Annotated in this window: 20 protein-coding genes and 2 pseudogenes; 13 read left to right on the forward strand and 9 right to left on the reverse strand. The window is 53.3% G+C overall.

Annotated elements, in window-relative coordinates; all coding sequences use genetic code 11:
• The first annotated feature begins 17 nt into the window (after nt 1–17).
• Together RSJ68_06805 and RSJ68_06810 are read left to right on the forward strand one after the other, a co-directional pair.
• Nucleotides 18–824 carry an HNH endonuclease gene (locus RSJ68_06805; GenBank protein ID WNU96184.1) on the forward strand — a complete coding sequence of 269 codons (807 nt, stop codon included), beginning with the start codon at nt 18–20 and terminating at the stop codon, nt 822–824.
• A gap of 160 nt (nt 825–984) precedes the next feature.
• A pseudogene (locus RSJ68_06810) lies at nt 985–1098 on the forward strand (IS5/IS1182 family transposase).
• A gap of 147 nt (nt 1099–1245) precedes the next feature.
• On the opposite strand, the gene pyrC reads toward RSJ68_06810, so the two are convergent.
• From pyrC to RSJ68_06825, 3 genes are all read right to left on the reverse strand, one after another.
• On the reverse strand, nt 1246–2280 hold the full coding sequence (gene pyrC / locus RSJ68_06815; protein WNU96185.1) for a dihydroorotase: 1035 nt from the start codon (nt 2278–2280) through the stop codon (nt 1246–1248).
• Nucleotides 2281–2512: 232 nt separating this feature from the next.
• Entirely contained in the window at nt 2513–3115 is a 603-nt protein-coding gene (locus RSJ68_06820) for a hypothetical protein (GenBank protein WNU96186.1), read from the reverse strand.
• Between the two features lie 13 nt (nt 3116–3128).
• Nucleotides 3129–3353 carry a sulfurtransferase TusA family protein gene (locus RSJ68_06825; protein WNU96187.1) on the reverse strand — a complete coding sequence of 75 codons (225 nt, stop codon included), beginning with the start codon at nt 3351–3353 and terminating at the stop codon, nt 3129–3131.
• Nucleotides 3354–3461: 108 nt separating this feature from the next.
• On the opposite strand from RSJ68_06825, the gene RSJ68_06830 reads away from it, so the two are divergent.
• Nucleotides 3462–4073, forward strand: a complete 612-nt coding sequence (locus RSJ68_06830; protein ID WNU98365.1) for a CNP1-like family protein — start codon at nt 3462–3464, stop codon at nt 4071–4073.
• Nucleotides 4074–4143: 70 nt separating this feature from the next.
• On the opposite strand, the gene RSJ68_06835 is transcribed toward RSJ68_06830, so the two are convergent.
• The 3 genes from RSJ68_06835 to RSJ68_06845 are packed head-to-tail and all read right to left on the reverse strand — an operon-like array spanning nt 4144 to nt 6278.
• Nucleotides 4144–4920, reverse strand: coding sequence for a TatD family hydrolase (locus RSJ68_06835; protein ID WNU96188.1), 777 nt, complete (start codon nt 4918–4920; stop codon nt 4144–4146).
• 4 nt (nt 4921–4924) lie between these two features.
• Nucleotides 4925–5281 carry a PilZ domain-containing protein gene (locus RSJ68_06840; GenBank protein WNU96189.1) on the reverse strand — a complete coding sequence of 119 codons (357 nt, stop codon included), beginning with the start codon at nt 5279–5281 and terminating at the stop codon, nt 4925–4927.
• Nucleotides 5282–5300: 19 nt separating this feature from the next.
• A complete protein-coding gene (locus RSJ68_06845; GenBank protein WNU98366.1) occupies nt 5301–6278 on the reverse strand; it encodes a DNA polymerase III subunit delta' in 978 nt (325 codons plus the stop codon).
• Between the two features lie 285 nt (nt 6279–6563).
• Here RSJ68_06845 and RSJ68_06850 point away from each other — a divergent pair, with 285 nt between their 5' ends.
• The 8 genes and pseudogenes from RSJ68_06850 (at nt 6564) to RSJ68_06885 (ending at nt 11598) form a co-directional block, all read left to right on the forward strand.
• Nucleotides 6564–6794 carry an NGO_0222 family membrane protein gene (locus RSJ68_06850; GenBank protein ID WNU96190.1) on the forward strand — a complete coding sequence of 77 codons (231 nt, stop codon included), beginning with the start codon at nt 6564–6566 and terminating at the stop codon, nt 6792–6794.
• A 154-nt stretch (nt 6795–6948) separates the two neighbouring features.
• Nucleotides 6949–7569: a DUF1269 domain-containing protein gene (locus RSJ68_06855; protein ID WNU96191.1), complete on the forward strand. Its 621-nt coding sequence runs from the start codon at nt 6949–6951 to the stop codon at nt 7567–7569.
• Between the two features lie 130 nt (nt 7570–7699).
• A pseudogene (locus RSJ68_06860) lies at nt 7700–7913 on the forward strand (HI_0552 family protein).
• Between the two features lie 139 nt (nt 7914–8052).
• Nucleotides 8053–8283, forward strand: a complete 231-nt coding sequence (locus RSJ68_06865; protein ID WNU96192.1) for an NGO_0222 family membrane protein — start codon at nt 8053–8055, stop codon at nt 8281–8283.
• 9 nt (nt 8284–8292) lie between these two features.
• Complete coding sequence (gene rdgB / locus RSJ68_06870; protein ID WNU96193.1) at nt 8293–8886, forward strand: RdgB/HAM1 family non-canonical purine NTP pyrophosphatase; 594 nt, start codon at nt 8293–8295, stop codon at nt 8884–8886.
• Nucleotides 8887–8943: 57 nt separating this feature from the next.
• Nucleotides 8944–10119, forward strand: a complete 1176-nt coding sequence (gene hemW, locus RSJ68_06875; GenBank protein ID WNU96194.1) for a radical SAM family heme chaperone HemW — start codon at nt 8944–8946, stop codon at nt 10117–10119.
• Nucleotides 10120–10297: 178 nt separating this feature from the next.
• Nucleotides 10298–10687 (forward strand): RidA family protein, encoded by a 390-nt coding sequence (locus RSJ68_06880; GenBank protein WNU96195.1) that lies wholly within the window; start codon nt 10298–10300, stop codon nt 10685–10687.
• A gap of 80 nt (nt 10688–10767) precedes the next feature.
• Nucleotides 10768–11598 carry a symmetrical bis(5'-nucleosyl)-tetraphosphatase gene (locus RSJ68_06885; protein WNU96196.1) on the forward strand — a complete coding sequence of 277 codons (831 nt, stop codon included), beginning with the start codon at nt 10768–10770 and terminating at the stop codon, nt 11596–11598.
• Nucleotides 11599–11799: 201 nt separating this feature from the next.
• On the opposite strand, the gene tal is transcribed toward RSJ68_06885, so the two are convergent.
• Nucleotides 11800–12855: a transaldolase gene (tal, locus tag RSJ68_06890; GenBank protein ID WNU96197.1), complete on the reverse strand. Its 1056-nt coding sequence runs from the start codon at nt 12853–12855 to the stop codon at nt 11800–11802.
• A gap of 135 nt (nt 12856–12990) precedes the next feature.
• Here tal and RSJ68_06895 point away from each other — a divergent pair, with 135 nt between their 5' ends.
• Complete coding sequence (locus RSJ68_06895) at nt 12991–13965, forward strand: KpsF/GutQ family sugar-phosphate isomerase (GenBank protein ID WNU96198.1); 975 nt, start codon at nt 12991–12993, stop codon at nt 13963–13965.
• 88 nt (nt 13966–14053) lie between these two features.
• Nucleotides 14054–15313: an RsmB/NOP family class I SAM-dependent RNA methyltransferase gene (locus tag RSJ68_06900; protein WNU96199.1), complete on the forward strand. Its 1260-nt coding sequence runs from the start codon at nt 14054–14056 to the stop codon at nt 15311–15313.
• Nucleotides 15314–15768: 455 nt separating this feature from the next.
• Here RSJ68_06900 and RSJ68_06905 read toward each other — a convergent pair whose 3' ends face one another.
• Both RSJ68_06905 and RSJ68_06910 read right to left on the reverse strand, forming a co-directional pair.
• Nucleotides 15769–16380 (reverse strand): SMC-Scp complex subunit ScpB, encoded by a 612-nt coding sequence (locus RSJ68_06905; protein ID WNU96200.1) that lies wholly within the window; start codon nt 16378–16380, stop codon nt 15769–15771.
• A 200-nt stretch (nt 16381–16580) separates the two neighbouring features.
• Nucleotides 16581–17201, reverse strand: coding sequence for an HI_0552 family protein (locus RSJ68_06910; GenBank protein WNU96201.1), 621 nt, complete (start codon nt 17199–17201; stop codon nt 16581–16583).
• Nucleotides 17202–17245 lie beyond the last annotated feature (44 nt).

Here is a 17245-nt window from a genome sequence, read left to right on the forward strand (position 1 = left end):
AAGATTTGGAGAATCTTATGTCTGACATAGTAATTTTTAAAAACATGCCGAATGATGATGAATTTATTGAATGGATTGATGAAAACCCAAAGGGATTTGTATTAAATATACATCGACGTCAAGACCCTTCTAATATTCATGAAAGTCATCCTCGGATACATTTTGCTAATTGTAGCCAACTGAATAAAAAGCCGGGAAGCAGTACAACTGGAGACTATTTCAAAGTTTGCTCAAACTCAATTGAAGAACTTGAACAATGGAGCTGGGTCAAATATCAAAAAGGGCTAAATCCATGCAGAATCTGTAAGGAAAAAGGATTACCGGTAGAACAGCTCACAGGAATACAAAATTTTCAGGTAACTTCTGCCCTATCCTTAAAATCTGATATATACAAACTCGAAAAACGTTTAGCCTCCGAGACCAATTCAAACAAGCGAACCGAAATTGAAACTTTGATCAAAGCCCGTTTAGGGCAAGGCAGATTCCGGCAAAAACTACTCGAACTGTATCCGAACTGCCCGCTAACAGGTCTAGATGTTCAGTCTTTACTTATTGCCAGCCATATTAAACCTTGGAGCAAGTGCAACAATGAAGAGCGTCTAGACCCCTCCAATGGTCTGATGCTCGCACCCAATATCGACGCATTATTCGATAGCGGTCTGATTACGTTTGAGACCGACGGTACGATAAAAATCAGTCCGAAAATCGATCTGAAAAATCAAAAGCGGCTTGGGATTTCTTCCGATATGAAATTGAAAATTCGACCGAAAAGCAAAAAATATTTCGAGTATCACCGCAACCACGTTTTCCAAAAAGAAGAATAGATAGTGTTGAACAGTCCGTTGATTTAAGGTCGTCTGAAAACGATTTAGCGAACCACTCTATACCTGTTTTCAGACAACCTTTTTGCGTTCTTTTGTATACGAATACTAACCAATTACCGTCATTCCCGCGCAGGCGGGAATCCAGACCTCTGCATTTCAGAAATATAGTGGATTAAATTTAAATCAGGACAAGGCGACGAAGCCGCAGACAGTACAAATAGTACGGCAAGGCGAGGCAACGCCGTACTGGTTTAAAGTTAATCCACTATACTTAAAGATTACTGTAAATCCAAACCTCAAGATTCCCACCTGCGCGGGAATGACGATGATTGAATATTTCCCATTTGAATTCACCATCAAACCAAAATGCCTGCCCTTTTTCGGGCAGGCATTTTCATACGTCAGTTCAATCAGGTTCGGCTCAATATTTGACTGTCCAGCCTATCTCGCCGCCCGCGCGCATTGGGACGAGTTCGCCGTCGCCGTAGGGGACGCTTGCGGGGACGGTTTGGCTTTGTTTGACGAGGGTGATCGTGTCGGCGTTTTCGGGAATGCCGTAGAACCTTGCGCCGTTTTTCGAGGCGAAGGCTTCGAGTTTGTCCAATGCGCCTGCTTTTTCAAACACTTCGGCGTAAAGCTCGATGGCGGTCATGGCGCTGAACATACCGGCGCAGCCGCAGGCGTTTTCTTTGGCGGACTTGGCGTGCGGCGCGGAGTCGGTGCCGAGGAAGAATTTATGCGCCTTCTCACCGGTAACGGCGGCAACCAATGCCTGACGGTGGGTTTCGCGTTTGAGTACGGGCAGGCAGAAATGATGGGGGCGTACGCCGCCGACCAAGAGGTCGTTGCGGTTGAGCAGGAGGTGTTGCGGGGTAACTGAGGCGGCAACGTTGTCGCCTGCTTCCAAAACCAGGCGGGCGGCTTCGGCGGTGGTGATGTGTTCGAACACGACTTTGAGATTCGGCACTTGCGCCAAAACGGGTTTCATCACGCGCTCGATAAAGGCGGCTTCGCGGTCGAAAATGTCGATTTCGGAGTCGGTTACTTCGCCGTGAACGAGGAACAGGATGCCTTGTTTTGCCATTTCTTCCAAAACGGGAATGAGTTTGAACAGGTCGGTTACGCCGGAATCGGAATTGGTCGTTGCGCCTGCGGGGTAGAGTTTGAAGGCGACGATGCCGGCGGCTTTGGCTTCGCGCACCAGCTCGGGCGTGGCTTGGTCGGTCAGGTAGAGCGTCATCAACGGCTCAAACGCGCTGCCTTCGGGCAATGCCGCCATGATGCGCGCTTTGTAGGCAAGCGCGTCGGCTACGCTGACGACGGGCGGCTTGAGGTTGGGCATGATGACGGCGCGCCCCATCTGGCGGGCGGTATAGGGGGCAACGGCTTTGAGCGCGTCGCCGTCGCGCAGGTGCAGGTGCATATCGTCGGGGCGGATGATGGTCAGGGTTTGCATGGGTATTCCTTTTTAGATTTTTAGGTTTCAGACGACCCCTTGATGTTTCCTAGGGGCTGTCAACATTTAATTTTCCCAGTGGATTTTTGTTCACAAAGCGGAAGATTCAAGGCGGAAACCGCAACAAGGTTGGACACCTTGTGAGGATTTCCAACGTGGAAGATGCCGCTTTGAGGATAAAAAGACACGGAAACTATTGAATGGCGACAGCCCCAAAGCTCGTCTGAAAAGGCTATTGCACAAGGACAGGTTTGCCGTTGTAGGACTGATGCGTCAGGTAAAACACCGCCTGCACGGGCAACTGGTCGGATGGGGTGGTTTTGACGGTCAGCAGGGTTTCTTCCGAGCTGCCCGGCGTGCGCCACGCGTAGGACAACTGACGGATCGGACTCGGCGATTCGGAGGCTTGGTCGGTACGCAATTCGTTGTTCAAACCCTTCGGCGGGTTTTCGACCAATACCATAAACTGCTTGCGTATCAAGGTTTCGTCCGCACGCGTCGTCTTCACGCTGCAACTGTCGCCGGTCAGGCTCAAATAATAATCCGCGCCGTCCTGCGTTTTCTTCCAAACGGCAAGCGCATCCGGCTCGACGAAGCCTGCGGGCAGCCTGCCGATTTCTTCCGCGTTCAAAGCCGTCAACTTTTCATTATCGGCAAAAGAGCGCACTTTATCGGCAGCCCCGTCAAAAGCGACGCAGCCTTGACGGAACAATTCCGCCGCTGCGTTCGCACGATCCGCCATCTGCTCGGGCGGCACTTCCTCCCTGCCGCACGCCGTCAATAAAACGGAGAAAACAGCAAGCGTCAAAAGTCTTGAAATCGGACGTTTCGCCATTTTCAGACGACCTCTATTTGTGTTTCACGACCAGCGTGAACACGCCGTCTTCTTCGCGCGATTCGAGCAAAACATGCCCGGTCTGGCGGCAGAAAGCCTCAAAATCGCCGGGCGCGCCGCCGTCGGTCGCCAACACGGTCAGGACTTCGCCTGCCTCCATTTGCGCCAACGCTTTTTTGGTTTTCAAAATCGGCAAAGGGCATCTGAGCCCCTTCAGGTCTAAGGTGTGTGCGTTCATAGTTTCCGATGTTCCGTTAACAGGATTAACATGAATTATACCGTACTTACTTGCACCCCACCCCGCCGAACCCATAAAATAAAGCCGTTTTTCACTTTGGAGCACACCATGCGCCGTCTCGCCCTCCTGACCCTCTGCCTCGCCGCCACGGCAGTCAACGCCGCCGGATTCAGCGAAAAAGATACCCCCTTCAACACACGCTACAAAGAAAGCCCCGAAGAAGCCGCAGCCCGCGAGTTCGCCGAACAAAAAACTGCGCTCCCGCCCCTGCCCGACACCCAATCCGGCGACTGGTTCGACCTCTACGTCAGCGAAGACTACGGCAAGCAGCCCAAAATCCTCCTCAGCAGCCTGCAAATCATGCCCTCTCCCGACGGCAGCATCCGCTACATCCTCAACGTCCGTTCCGACAAAGGTCATGACAACCTGACCGTCGAAGGCCTCTTCTGCGCCCGCTCTTCCTTCACATACGGCAAAGACAAACGCTCGTCTTATAAAGTGTTCGGCTACGGCGACACCGTCAACCGCCGCTGGATCGAGCCGCGCAAAGCCGAATGGAAACCCATAGGCTCGACCTTCAACAAAAACGACGCGATGCGTGCCGTTCTCTACCAAGCATTCTGTACCGACGGCGTACCGACCACCACCGAAGGCCTGGTCAAACGCCTCAAAGAACGCGCCGGACGCTACGCGCCGAAGATGGTGCGGCACGACAAATAAGCCGTTTGACGGTTTCAAACATCAAAAAGGTCGTCTGAAACATTTTCAGACGACCTTTGTTCCATTCGAATCAAACACGGATGTCAGGTACTTTGTTGAACAGACGATAGAAATTGTCGCTGGTGTAAGCAGCAAGCGTTTCTACGGGTTCGCCGCGCAGTTTCGCCACAAATTCGGCAGTGTAACGGACATAGGAAGGTTCGTTAGGCTTACCGCGTTTGGGAACCGGAGCGAGAAACGGGGCATCGGTTTCAACCAGCATTCGATCTACAGGGACGTATTTGGCAGCTTCCTGAATTTGCGGGGCATTTTTGAAGGTAACAATGCCGGAGAAGGAAATGTATAGCCCTAAATCCAAAGCGGCTTTGGCGAAAGCGGTATCTTCGGTGAAGCAGTGGATAACGCCCGAGTTGGTTTGACCTTCTTTCAGAATCGCCAAAGTATCGGCGGCGGCATCTCGGGTATGGACAATCACGGGCAAACCGCTTTCGTTGGCGGCTTGGATGTGTTCAGCGAAGCGGCGGTGCTGCCATGCCAAATCGCCTTTGCACCAGTAATAATCCAAGCCCGTTTCGCCTATGCCGACGACTTTCGGGTGTTTTGCCGCTTCAACCATTTCGGCAACGGTAAATTCTTCGGCTTCTTGGCTGTCGGGGTGGACGCCTATGGTGCAGTAAATCTGTTCATTAGCTTGGGCAATGTCGAAGACTTCGGCGAAACTCTGTTTGCTTACGCTGATGGCAAGCGCCTGCTTGACGCTTTGTTCTTCCATATTGGCAAGCACTTCAGGCAGGCGGTTGCTCAAGCCTTCGAAATTGAGGTGGCAGTGCGAATCGATTAAATGCATGATTTTAAAGCGTAAAGGTAACGCGGTCTCTGCGCAGTTTAGGTCCCAGCTCGCCTTCAATCAGGGTTTTCGCCTGAAGGCAGCTCTCGTGTTCGGAAAATGCCAGTCCAACGCCTTTAGGACGGTGGGCGGAAGTACGGGCAGGATTGATCCAGACGACTTTGGTAGGCAGGAAGCGTTTGGGGTAATCGGCGATTTCAACGGCGAGCAGGATGTCTTCGCCTAATGAAAATACGTCTTCGGTCGGAACGAAAAGTCCGCCGTGTTCGAGAAACGGCATATAGCAGTTGTAGAGCAGAGTCGGGTCTTTAAGCTGCAACGCCATCATTTTCGCCGGAATGTCTTTATTGTTGTTTACCATTTTGTTTTACCTTATCTGATTATTTGTTTTGCCAAAATTCGAGATATTCAGTCAGCAGATACTCAAGCTGCATTTTAACACTCAAGGTGTGGTATCCGTAAGGGCTGAGTGCGTTCAGACGACCCGTCAGCGCAAACAGGCGGCGCGGATCGGTTTTGGAAGCCGTCTGCGACAATGCCTGCGCGTAATCGGGATAATAAAGCGGCGGCATTTGTTGTTGCGCCAAGCCGACATCCAACAGCCATTTCTGCATCCAATCGATGAAGACTGCCAACGGCTGTTTGTGTTTGTCAAACGCAGCGGCGTAGTCGAGTATCGTCAACAGTCGCGGGGCGGCAAGCAAAGTGAGCAGTTCTTCGCGCAAGTCATCCATTTCGGGCGTACGGGCAAACAACGGCGCGCCGCTGTGGAAAGCCAGCAGAGATTCCGCATCACCTACACCCTCTTTCCGAAGATATGCCAAAGCTTCATCGCGCGAAGGTGCGGGCAAAACCATCTGGCGGCAACGGCTTTTAATGGTCGGAAGAAGCTTATCACGCGCATGCGTAACCATCAAAAAAACAACATGTTGCGGCGGTTCTTCCAAAGCTTTGAGCAATCCGTTTGCCGCCTGCACGTTCATACTTTCAGCAGGATGCACCAATACCACCCGCAATCCGCCGCGCACAGCCGTCAGATAAATATTTTCCACAATATCGCGCACGGCATCGATTTTAATCTGCAACAATTTTCGCCCGACCGCACCGTCTTCGGGAATTTCAGGAGTGAGTTCGTAAAAATCGGGATGGCTGTTTTGCAAAAACAAATGACATGAAGCGCATACGCCGCAAGGCTGATGATCTTCCCGAGGCGATTCGCACAGCAAAGCTTGTGCCACAAACCGCGCAAACGCTGTCTTACCGGTGTTTTCCTTGCCGGTAAACAGCCAAGCGTTCGGACGGTTTTCCCAATGGTCGGCAAGCTGCCGCCACTGGTCTTGATGCCACGGATAAATCATATTAGAAAGTACAAGCTTTTGAACAAAAGCGTGATTATACAGGGAAATGTTAGAGGTCGTCTGAAAAGCGGCTTCCGTTTCAGACGACCTTGCCGGATGTGCATCATTTTTAAGCAACATGATTTTTTGTTTGTATATCAATCGTCAAACCGATTTATACACAGGCTGTTCACACAGTTTGCCTGACAAAATGTGTATCACAACAAAATCCGCGGGATACTTTTTTCAAATTTCAAACAACAGCCTGCGCTATAATCCGCCTCATTCACCTTCACCTTTTCAATCATGAACCGACAAAAAACCTACCTGCTGCTGACCGCCCTTTTCACCCTGATTTTCATCGCGCTCATCATGCTCGGCGGCTACCTGCTTTCCATCCAAAGCAAACAATTCGCCGTCGCCGCCTTCCTGTTCGCATTCGGCGCCGTCTTCGCCCAAATCGGCAGCCTCGCCCTCTACATCCGCCACAAAGCCCGCGCACAAATCATGCGTGAGCAACAAACCGAATCCCATTAAGGCTGGGTATTGTTCGTTATCCGTTTGCCGGTTCTACAGGCTTTACATAGGTAAAGTTCTGTTTGCCGCATTGCTCCCCCCCCCCTTGCAATTTACACTGACACCGCATACAACTTGTATGTTCTTAAATCTTTCAACCCACGGGAGTAGACTTATGAAACAAAACATCATCGTTGCCTTATTCAACATCTCCAGCGAAGCTTATCAAGCCTTTTCTGAATTGAAAGCTTACTCGCAGACAACAGATGCTTTGGTGGCACAAGCCGTTTTGATTAAAAAGGAAAATGGTCTGATTATCCCAGCAGAAAGCACCGACTTTACCGCCAATACGGTCGAAGGCACATGGACGGGCGGCCTCATTGGTTCACTGGTCGGCATTCTCGGCGGTCCTATCGGTGTTCTGTTGGGTGGAGCTACTGGCGCACTCATCGGCAGTGATGCAGGCACTGCCCAAACATTGGGAGAGGGGTTGTTGCTGGAAAATACAGCCAAAAAACTGGATAACGGCAGTACTGCAATCATTATTTTGGCGCAAGAATCCGACGAAGCTGTATTGGATGCCTTCTTCCACCGTTTCAAAACCGTTATTCTCCGGCAAGATGCAGCCGTTGCCCAACAGGACGTATTGGCAGCAATAGAAGCGCAGGAAGAAGTGGCACGTCAGGCACACGAAGCGTGGAAAAAACAGCGCAAAGCCGAGCGCAAAGAGAAAGTGGAAGCCTTCAAGGCCGACATCAAACAAAAATTCGACAAATTGGCAGCCAAGTTGAAATAACACTGCCACCAACCCAAGGTATGTAACCGCTCAAATTTTCCGTTTCGGATGCATGCCAAACCGGTTTGAGGCTACCTGAAAATCTATTTTTCAGGTAGCCTCTCCCTTTTTCATGCCCCGCCAAACCATCATGCTCACCCCGCAAAGCTGCGACCTATTCCAACGCCCATTTTTCCAGTTCGCCCAAATCCGCCAATACCAGCCCGAAACCGAAGCGCAAACCAAGCAAGGCCGACTACAAAGCCGCGTGGCAAGTGTGGCGCACGTTGGTTTTACAGGTAGCCTCACAACTGGGCGCGGGCTTTGCCCCGCCGCATATCGAACGCTGGTGCAACGGCTGGCAGCGCGACCTGGCTAGTCGAAACCCTGCACCGCCTGCTGCCAGTGTACGAAGCCTGCCACAATGTGCGGCTGTGAGCGGAAGCAAGCTTCCCCCATCTGCCGTTAAGGCTACCTGAAATCTAAAAGAAACAAACAAAACCAATGACCAAACGCCGAACCTTCCTCATTCTGACCGTCCTCTTCACCCTGCTCTTCATCGCATTGGTAACGTTGGGCGCCTACCTGCTTTCCATCCAAAGCAAACAATTCGCCGTCGCCGCCTTCCTATTCGCCTTCGGCGCCGTCTTCGCCCAAATCGGCAGCCTCGCCCTCTACATCCGCCATAAAGCCCGCGCACAAATCATGTGCGAACAACAAACCGAACCCCATTAAGGAAAACCCATGTTCGACAAAATCGTCCTCGCCAGCGGCAACGCAGGCAAACTCAAAGAATTTTCCCGCCTCTTCGCCGATTTGAACATCGAAGTCCTGCCGCAATCCCAGTTCGACACGCCCGAATGCCCCGAGCCGTACCGCACCTTCGTCGAAAATGCGCTCGCCAAAGCCCGCCACGCCGCCAAACACAGCGGCCTGCCCGCGCTCGCCGACGACTCCGGTATCTGCGCCGCCGCATTAAACGGCGCACCCGGTATCCTCTCCGCCCGCTATGCCGGAGCAAACCCCAAATCCGATGCTGCCAACAACAAACGCCTTTCAGACGACCTCGCCGACAAAGCCGACAAAAGCTGTTATTATGCCTGCGTCCTTGTCCTCGTCCGCCACGAAAACGACCCGCAGCCCATCATCGCCGAAGGCATCTGGCACGGACAATGGCAGACAGAAGCCGCAGGCACCAACGGCTTCGGCTACGACCCGCATTTCTACCTGCCCGAACACAACTGCACCGCCGCCGAGCTTGCCCCCGAAATCAAAAACGCCGAAAGCCACAGGGGACAGGCGTTGCGGGAATTATTGAGAAAAATTGAAGCCCTATAAATCAATCGATAGGCCGTCTGAAAAAATTTCAGACGACCTCAATCCCCAAAACACACCATGACCCAAATCACCTTCCCCCAAGCGGGACAGCTTACCGCCCTGCCGCCCTTGTCGCTCTACATCCACATCCCGTGGTGCATCAAAAAATGCCCGTATTGCGACTTCAATTCCCACAGTCTGAAAAACGGATTGCCCGAAGCCGCCTATATCGACGCACTGCTGACCGATTTGCAGCTCGAATTGCCCAATATTTGGGGCAGGCCGGTGGAAACGATATTTTTCGGCGGCGGTACGCCCAGCCTGTTTCAGGCGGAATCGATTGACCGTTTGTTGAGCGGCGTGCGTTCGTTGTTGCGTTTGCAGCCGGAGGCGGAAATTACTTTGGAAGCCAATCCGGGGACGTTTGAAATCGAGAAGTTTCAAGGGTTTAAAGATGCGGGTATCACGCGGCTTTCTATTGGCGTGCAGAGTTTTAACGACGATATGCTCTCAAGGCTGGGGCGCGTCCACAACGGCAAAGAAGCCTTAACCGCCATAGCTACCGCCTTGAAATTATTTGATAAAGTCAATATCGACTTGATGTATGCCCTGCCGAACCAGACCGTTCAGACGGCCTTGGATGACGTGCAAACCGCCATCGCCACGGGCGCGGCCCACATCAGCGCGTATCATCTGACCATGGAGCCGAACACGCCGTTCGGCCATACGCCGCCGAAAGGTTTACCGCAAGACGAAGCAGCATTGGACATCGAAGACGCGGTACACGGCGCGCTGGAGGACTCTGGTTTTATCCACTACGAAACATCGGCTTTTGCAAAACCCGCCATGCAGTGCCGCCACAATTTGAACTACTGGCAGTTCGGCGATTATTTGGGCATAGGTGCGGGCGCGCACGGCAAAATCTCCTACCCCGACCGCATCGAGCGCACCGTCCGCCGCCGCCATCCCAACGACTACCTCGCCTTAATGCAAAGTCAGCCAAGTGTTGCCGTCGAACGCAAAACCGTCGCCGCCGAAGATTTGCCGTTCGAATTCATGATGAACGCCCTGCGCCTGACCGACGGCGTACCCGCCGCAATGTTGCAGGAACGCACAGGCGTACCCGCCGCCAAAATCATGGCGCAAATCGAAACGGCAAGACAAAAAGGTTTGTTGGCAACCGATCCGACCGTGTTCCGCCCGACCGAACGGGGACGGTTGTTTTTAAACGATTTGTTGCAATGCTTTTTGTAAGATTGGATTTTTTCAGACGACCTTGATACACCAAACCGTAACATCCGCAGACTGCCGCTTCATTAAGGTCGTCTGAAAATATCCATACCCTACACAATCACTCGGTTTTATACGATAATCGACACCGTTTTCATCAAAGTTCCCATCTTTCAGACGACCCCGACAACAGGAGAAAATCATGTCCAAAACCATCATCCACACTGACAAAGCCCCTGCCGCCATCGGCGCATACAGCCAAGCCGTACGCGCGGGCGACACCGTTTACATGAGCGGTCAAATCCCCCTCGATCCCGCCACCATGACCGTTGTCGGCAACGGCGACTTCCGCACCGAAGCCCGCCAAGTCTTTAAAAACCTGCAAGCCGTTGCCGAAGCCGCGGGCGGCACGCTGGGCGACATCGTCAAACTCAACGCCTACCTGACCGACCTCGCCAACTTCGCCGTCTTCAACGAAGTCATGGCAGAATTCATCCAAGAACCCTTCCCTGCCCGCGCCGCCGTCGGTGTCGCCTCCCTGCCCAAAGGTGTACAGGTCGAAGCCGAAGCCGTGCTGGTACTGAACGCATAAAACACGCAACCCGTTTTCAGACGACCTTCCACAAGCCAAAGGTCGTCTGAAACACCACACACAATCGGACAATAACAACAATGGCACACTACGCAATCGGCGATATTCAAGGCTGCTTCGACGAATTCACCCTTCTGCTCGACAAAATCAACTTCAACCACGGCACAGACACCCTCTGGCTCGTCGGCGACATCGTCAACCGCGGCCCCAAATCCCTCGAAGTCCTCCAATTCTGCATGGAACACGAAAGCAGCGTCCGCATGGTTCTCGGCAACCATGACCTGCACCTGCTTGCCGTCGGCTACGGCGAAGGCACGGTCAAGCGCAGCGACACCATCACCCCCATCCTCCAACATCCCGACAGCAAAAAAATGCTCGAATGGCTGCGCTTCCAGCCCCTGCTGATCAAAGGCGTGCGCCATGTTATGGTTCACGCCGGCATCCTGCCCCAGTGGACCATCGCCCGCGCCGAACTGCTTGCCAGCGAAACCGAAGCCGAACTGCGCGGCAAAAAATACAAAAAGTTTTTCTCCAAAATGTACGGCAACAAACCCGCCGAATGGCGCGACGATCTGACCGGCTACGACCGCCTGCGCATGATTCTCAACGTCTTCACCCGAATGCGCGCGCTGACGCTGAAAAACGAACTCGATTACGACTACAAATCCACCCTCAAAAAAATGCCCCCGAACCTGCGCCCTTGGTTCAAAGCCCCCGACAGGCAAAACCTCAGCCACACCATCGTCTTCGGACACTGGTCTTCGCTGGGCTTTATGAACACCGACAACATCCTCTCCCTCGACACCGGCGCGCTTTGGGGTGGTGAACTGACCGCCATCAACCTTGCCGACCACAGCATCACCCAAGTCCCCTCCCTTGGTGGTTTGGACTGGAAAACGGCTTTGAAATAATTCATATAGTGGATTAACAAAAATCAGGACAAGGCGACGAAGCCGCAGACAGTACAGATAGTACGGCAAGGCGAGGCAACGCCGTACTGGTTTAAAGTTAATCCACTATAAAAATGAAAAAGGTCGTCTGAAAACCAAAATTCAGGTTTTCAGACGACCTTTTATATCGACGAACCGCAAGCCTTACCTGCGGTTTGACAATCAAGCCAGCGGGGCGAGCAGTTTGTCAAAGGCTTCTTCAAACTGTTTCAAACCGTCTTCCTGCAAGCGGTTGGCGAGGGTTTCTACGTCTATGCCGAGTGCGGCGGTTTCGGCAAGCTGCGCTTGTGCTTCTTCTACGCCTTCGGTCAGCGTGGATTTGGCTGTACCGTGGTCGATGAAGGCTTTGAGGGTGGCATCGGGGACGGTGTTGACGGTGTGCGCGCCGATCAGGCTGTCAACGTAGAGCGTGTCGGGATAGGCGGGGTTTTTGACGCCTGTGGATGCCCATAAGAGCTGCACGCGGTTTGCGCCTTTGGCTTCCAGCGCGGCAAATTCGGGGCTGCCGAAGTATTGCGCCCAGTCTTGGTAGGCGGCTTTGGCAAGGGCGATGGCGATTTTGCCTTTGAGGTGGTCGGGCAGCGTGGCGTCAAGCGCGCCGTCCACGCGGGAGATGAAGAAGCTGGCAACGGCTTGGATATGGGCAACGCTTTGCCCGGCTGCCAAGCGTTTGGCGATGCCGCGCGCGTAGGCTGCGTAGGCTTTGAGGGTTTGGGCGCGTGAGAACAGCAGGGTCAGGTTCACGCTGATGCCGTCGGCGATAAGAGTTTCGAGTGCTTCGATGCCTGCGTCGGTGGCGGGGACTTTAATCATGGCGTTTTTACGCGCGATGGCGGCATGGAGGCGGCGGGCTTCGTCTACCGTGCCTTGCGCGTCTTTGGCAAGCTCGGGGGAGACTTCGAGGCTGACGAAACCGGTTTTGCCGCCGGTGGATTCGTGTTCGGCAAGGCAAACGTCGCAGGCTGCCTGTACGTCGGCAATCGCCATGGTTTCGTAGCGTTTTTTGGGGCTGAGGTCTTGTTGTTTGAGGGCGGTGACCTCGTCGGCGTAAAGCGCATCGCCGGCGAAGGCTTTTTGGAAGATGGCGGGATTGGAAGTGACGCCGCACACGCCTTGTTTCAGCATTTGCGCCAATTCGCCGCTTTGTACGAGCGAGCGGGAAAGGTTGTCCAGCCAGATTTGTTGTCCTAATGCTTTAACGTCCGATAAAATAGTCATCTCTGATTCCTTTAAATATAGGTTATTTGCGAAGCAGGTAGTAATGCTACCCCTATTCGGAAAATTTGGATAGTTTATTAGGGCATTTAATGATGTCCAAAACGATATAAAACGAACACAAAAAGGCATGAAATTATGGCAGGAAACGGTCAATATCTTGATTGGGCGCGCGAAGTGTTGCACACCGAAGCGGAAGGCTTGCGCGAAATTGCGGCGGAATTGGACGAAAACTTCGTCCTTGCGGCAGACGCGCTGCTGCACTGCAAAGGCAGGGTCGTCATCACAGGCATGGGCAAGTCGGGACATATCGGGCGCAAAATAGCGGCGACCATGGCTTCGACGGGCACACCCGCGTTTTTCGTCCATCCTGCGGAAGCGGCACACGGCGACTTGGGCATGATTGTGGACAACGACGTCGTCGTCGCAATTTCCAATTCCGGCGAAAGCGACGAAATCGCCGCCATCATCCCTGCGCTCAAACGCAAAAACATTACCCTCATCTGCATTACCGCCCGCCCCGATTCGACCATGGCGAGCCATGCCGACATCCACATCACAGCGTCAGTTTCCAAAGAAGCCTGCCCGCTGGGACTTGCCCCGACAACCAGCACCACCGCCGTCATGGCTTTGGGCGACGCATTGGCAGTTGTCCTTTTGCGCGCACGCGCGTTCACGCCCGACGATTTCGCCTTGAGCCACCCCGCCGGCAGCCTCGGCAAACGCCTGCTTCTACGCGTTGCGGACATCATGCACCAAGACGACGCGCTGCCCGCCGTCCGACTTGGCACACCCTTGAAAGAAGCCATCGTCAGCATGAGCGAAAAAGGCTTGGGCATGCTGGCGGTAACAGACGATCAAGGTCGTCTGAAAGGCGTGTTCACCGACGGCGATTTGCGCCGCCTGTTCCAACAGCGCGACCGTTTTGACGGACTGACCGTCGATGAAATCATGCATCCCTCCCCCAAAACCATTCCCGCCGAACGCCTCGCCACCGAAGCCCTGAAAGTCATGCAGGCAAACCATGTGAACGGGCTTTTGGTAACCGACGCCGACGGCGTGCTGACCGGCGCGCTGAATATGCACGATTTACTGATGGCGCGGATTGTGTAGTCCAAGCAGGTCGTCTGAAACCCGATTCAACGTTTTCAGACGACCTTTCCAGTATAATCCAAGCCTTTCCCCCGATTGCGAACCCACCATGACCCCGATCCAACTCGACCATACCGCCAAAGTTCTGGCTGAAATGCTGACTTTCAAACAGCCTGCCGATGCCGTTCTGTCCGCCTACTTCCGCGAACACAAAAAACTCGGCAGGCAAGACCGCCACGAAATCGCCGAAACCGCCTTCGCCGCCCTGCGCCATTATCAAAAAATCAGTGCCGTCCTGCGCCGCCCGCATGCCCAGCCGCGCAAAGCCGCGCTTGCTGCACTCGTCCTCGGCAGAAGCACCAACATCAGCCAAATCAAAGACCTGCTTGACGAAGAAGAAACCGAGTTCCTCAGCAGCCTGAAAGCGCGCAAAACCGAATTTTCAGTCGACCTCCATACCGCCGCCGAATTGCCGCAATGGCTGGTGGAGCAACTGCAAAAACATTTTAGCGACGGAGAAATCCTCGCCTTCGGCCGCAGCATCAACCAAGCCGCGCCGCTCGACATCCGCGTCAACACGATCAAAGGCAGACGCGACAAAGTACTGCCCCTGCTTCAAGCCGAAAGCCCCGATGCAGAAGCCACGCCCTATTCCCCTTGGGGCATCCGCCTGAAAAACAAAATTGCCCTCAACAAACACGAATTGTTTTTAGACGGTACGCTTGAAGTCCAAGACGAAGGCAGCCAGCTCCTCGCCCTGCTCGTCGGTGCCAAACGCGGCGAAATCATCGTCGATTTCTGCGCCGGCGCAGGCGGCAAAACCCTCGCCGTCGGCGCGCAAATGGCAAACAAAGGCAGAATCTACGCCTTCGACATCGCCGAAAAACGCCTTGCCAACCTCAAGCCCCGCATGACCCGCGCCGGACTGACCAACATCCACCCCGAACGCATCAGCAACGAACACGACAGCCGCATCGCCCGCCTCACCGGCAAAGCCGACCGCGTCTTAGTCGATGCCCCCTGCTCCGGCTTAGGCACGCTGCGCCGCAATCCCGACCTCAAATACCGCCAGTCGCCCGAAACCGTCGCCAAACTTTTGGAACAGCAACACAGCATCCTCGATGCCGCCGCCAAACTGGTCAAACCGCAAGGCAGGCTGGTTTACGCCACTTGCAGCGTGTTGCCCGAAGAAAACGAAATGCAGGTCGAACGCTTTTTGGAAGAACACCCGGAATACGAACTCCTCGACTGCGCCGACCTGCTCGCCGGTTTGAAAATCGATTTGAACACCGGCAAGTACCTGCGCCTCGATTCGGCAAAACACCAAACCGACGGATTCTTCGCCGCCGTTTTGCAACGCAAGGAATAAATGTTCAAACAAGGCGTAAACACACGAAAGTCGTCTGAAAAACCGGATTCGGGTTTTCAGACGACCTTTCTCAATTCAGCCGAGCCGTAGCTTGAACTTTGCCCGCAAATCAGCCAATCAAATTTAGAATCGGACAATCAAGTTTTTCACGGGAAAACCTAAACTACATTTTTCGGCTATCGCAAACATAGTTAACTTTGAATGCAGCATGTCATGCAATTCCGTCATTCCCGCGCAGGCGGGAATCCATCGTAAAGCTTGATAAACCTTGATTTGAAGAACAGTTCCTGAATTTCAAAAATGGATTCCCGCCTGCACGGGAATGACGGCTGACGACGGATCTCGTATTAAAACCAATACCTCAGGTCGGCATTCATGCCCGACCTGCAAATGGCAAAGCAGCGCCCAAGACACGAAAGGTCGTCTGAAAACCCTTTCAGACGACCCCTCCCAATTCAGTTGACCAACCTGCCCGAATTTTCAGACTCTTCCGCAGGCCCTTTCTCATCGCCTGTCGGCGGCGTTTCCACCAAATCGGGCAACACCAATTCACCCAACTCGGTCAATGGCGGCAGTTCTTCCAAACTGTCCAACTGCAAATCGCTCAAAAATGTTTCCGTCGTCGCCCACAATGCAGGCCGCCCGACCGAATCACGATGCCCGATCACTTCAATCCAGCCCCTGTCCTGCAAAGTCTGCATCACGTTCTGCGACACCGCCACGCCGCGTATGCCCTCAATGTCGCCTCGCGTCACCGGCTGCTGGTAGGCAATAATCGCCAGCGTTTCCATTACGGCGCGGGAATAGCGCGGCGCACGCTGCTCCTGAAGGCTGCCCAGCCGCTCGAATGCCGCCTGAGCAATCTGAAACCGCCAGCCCTCGTGCGTATGCACCAGTTGCAACGCCCTGCCCTGCCAACGTGTTTTCAACTGCGCCAATACATCGATTAATTTGTCCTGCGACAGCGGCGGCACACACAATTCGCGCATGGATTTTTCGTTTAGGGGTTCGGTTTGGGTCAAAAGCGCGGCTTCGATGAGCGCGTCGGGAGGGAGTTTTTCGTTCATGATTTAAGATTGTTGTTCGATATAACAAGTTTTCAGACGACCGCCAAGTGCTTAAAGGTCGTCTGAAAAACGGAAACAGCAGGATAGGTTTGACAGGTCAAATTTAAATGAAGTACCTGTTTCGGCCTCCCATCTGCGCGGGATTGACGATGTGTGTTTTTCCTATTTTAACCTGCGGCACATTCGGACAGAAACCGTCTTTATCCCCCATGACAGGCTTCATAAAGCGGCAGCAAATCTTCCACCGTTTCGACTATCCATTTTGCTACATCCTGTTTGCCCAAATCGTCGCGTTCAATGTGTTTGCCGATACAGAAAAAGTCTTCGTTGTTTTGCAGCTTTCGGTCGGATTCGCTTTGTTGTGCGACGGTGCGGTAGTCGTCATATTCGCTTTCCGCGCCGTGCCACATATCGAATGCGGCGTATTTTTCAGTATCGAAATCATCCAGCCAGCGGTTGTATTCCGGCAGTGCAATCGGCGACACGTCGGCTTTGTAGCAGTGCCAGTCCAAGCTGACGCTCAGACGGCGGCGGTTCAATAAAATCGATAAAATCGCGGCGGAGTTTTTGTATTGGGCGTATTTGAAGTAGGCGAAGAAATGGGCGCGAACCTGCCAGCCGTTACACCAGCGTTCGATATGCGGCGGTGCGAAAGGTTCGCCCAAATCTGCGGCGACCTGCTGTATCAGCTGCTGCCATATCTGCCAGTTTTCCTTGTAGTCGGCTTTGATTTGCGGAATGCTTTCGGGCTGGTATTTTTTGAGCTGGGCAAACTGAAAAAACGGGATATTGAACAAATCGCAGCTTTTTGGCGTCAGCATAGTTTGCTTCCTTTTCAGACGACGTGGTTGTGTTACGGGTGATA

Origin of the sequence: Neisseria sp. DTU_2020_1000833_1_SI_GRL_NUU_006, assembly GCA_032388755.1 — a bacterium.
GTDB lineage: Bacteria > Pseudomonadota > Gammaproteobacteria > Burkholderiales > Neisseriaceae > Neisseria > Neisseria sicca_C.

Bases quoted from the DNA above. Each gene is read 5' to 3' on its own strand.
- RSJ68_06885 (WNU96196.1), top strand. From the start codon at position 10,768: ATGGCACACTACGCAATCGGCGATATTCAAGGCTGCTTCGACGAATTC.
- RSJ68_06845 (WNU98366.1), bottom strand. From the start codon at position 6,278: ATGATTTATCCGTGGCATCAAGACCAGTGGCGGCAGCTTGCCGACCAT.
- RSJ68_06805 (WNU96184.1), top strand. From the start codon at position 18: ATGTCTGACATAGTAATTTTTAAAAACATGCCGAATGATGATGAATTT.
- RSJ68_06900 (WNU96199.1), top strand. From the start codon at position 14,054: ATGACCCCGATCCAACTCGACCATACCGCCAAAGTTCTGGCTGAAATG.
- rdgB (WNU96193.1), top strand. From the start codon at position 8,293: ATGTTCGACAAAATCGTCCTCGCCAGCGGCAACGCAGGCAAACTCAAA.
- RSJ68_06905 (WNU96200.1), bottom strand. From the start codon at position 16,380: ATGAACGAAAAACTCCCTCCCGACGCGCTCATCGAAGCCGCGCTTTTG.
- tal (WNU96197.1), bottom strand. From the start codon at position 12,855: ATGACTATTTTATCGGACGTTAAAGCATTAGGACAACAAATCTGGCTG.
- RSJ68_06855 (WNU96191.1), top strand. From the start codon at position 6,949: ATGAAACAAAACATCATCGTTGCCTTATTCAACATCTCCAGCGAAGCT.
- pyrC (WNU96185.1), bottom strand. From the start codon at position 2,280: ATGCAAACCCTGACCATCATCCGCCCCGACGATATGCACCTGCACCTG.
- hemW (WNU96194.1), top strand. From the start codon at position 8,944: ATGACCCAAATCACCTTCCCCCAAGCGGGACAGCTTACCGCCCTGCCG.
- RSJ68_06850 (WNU96190.1), top strand. From the start codon at position 6,564: ATGAACCGACAAAAAACCTACCTGCTGCTGACCGCCCTTTTCACCCTG.
- RSJ68_06840 (WNU96189.1), bottom strand. From the start codon at position 5,281: ATGGTAAACAACAATAAAGACATTCCGGCGAAAATGATGGCGTTGCAG.
- RSJ68_06830 (WNU98365.1), top strand. From the start codon at position 3,462: ATGCGCCGTCTCGCCCTCCTGACCCTCTGCCTCGCCGCCACGGCAGTC.
- RSJ68_06835 (WNU96188.1), bottom strand. From the start codon at position 4,920: ATGCATTTAATCGATTCGCACTGCCACCTCAATTTCGAAGGCTTGAGC.
- RSJ68_06895 (WNU96198.1), top strand. From the start codon at position 12,991: ATGGCAGGAAACGGTCAATATCTTGATTGGGCGCGCGAAGTGTTGCAC.
- RSJ68_06825 (WNU96187.1), bottom strand. From the start codon at position 3,353: ATGAACGCACACACCTTAGACCTGAAGGGGCTCAGATGCCCTTTGCCG.
- RSJ68_06865 (WNU96192.1), top strand. From the start codon at position 8,053: ATGACCAAACGCCGAACCTTCCTCATTCTGACCGTCCTCTTCACCCTG.
- RSJ68_06820 (WNU96186.1), bottom strand. From the start codon at position 3,115: ATGGCGAAACGTCCGATTTCAAGACTTTTGACGCTTGCTGTTTTCTCC.
- RSJ68_06910 (WNU96201.1), bottom strand. From the start codon at position 17,201: ATGCTGACGCCAAAAAGCTGCGATTTGTTCAATATCCCGTTTTTTCAG.
- RSJ68_06880 (WNU96195.1), top strand. From the start codon at position 10,298: ATGTCCAAAACCATCATCCACACTGACAAAGCCCCTGCCGCCATCGGC.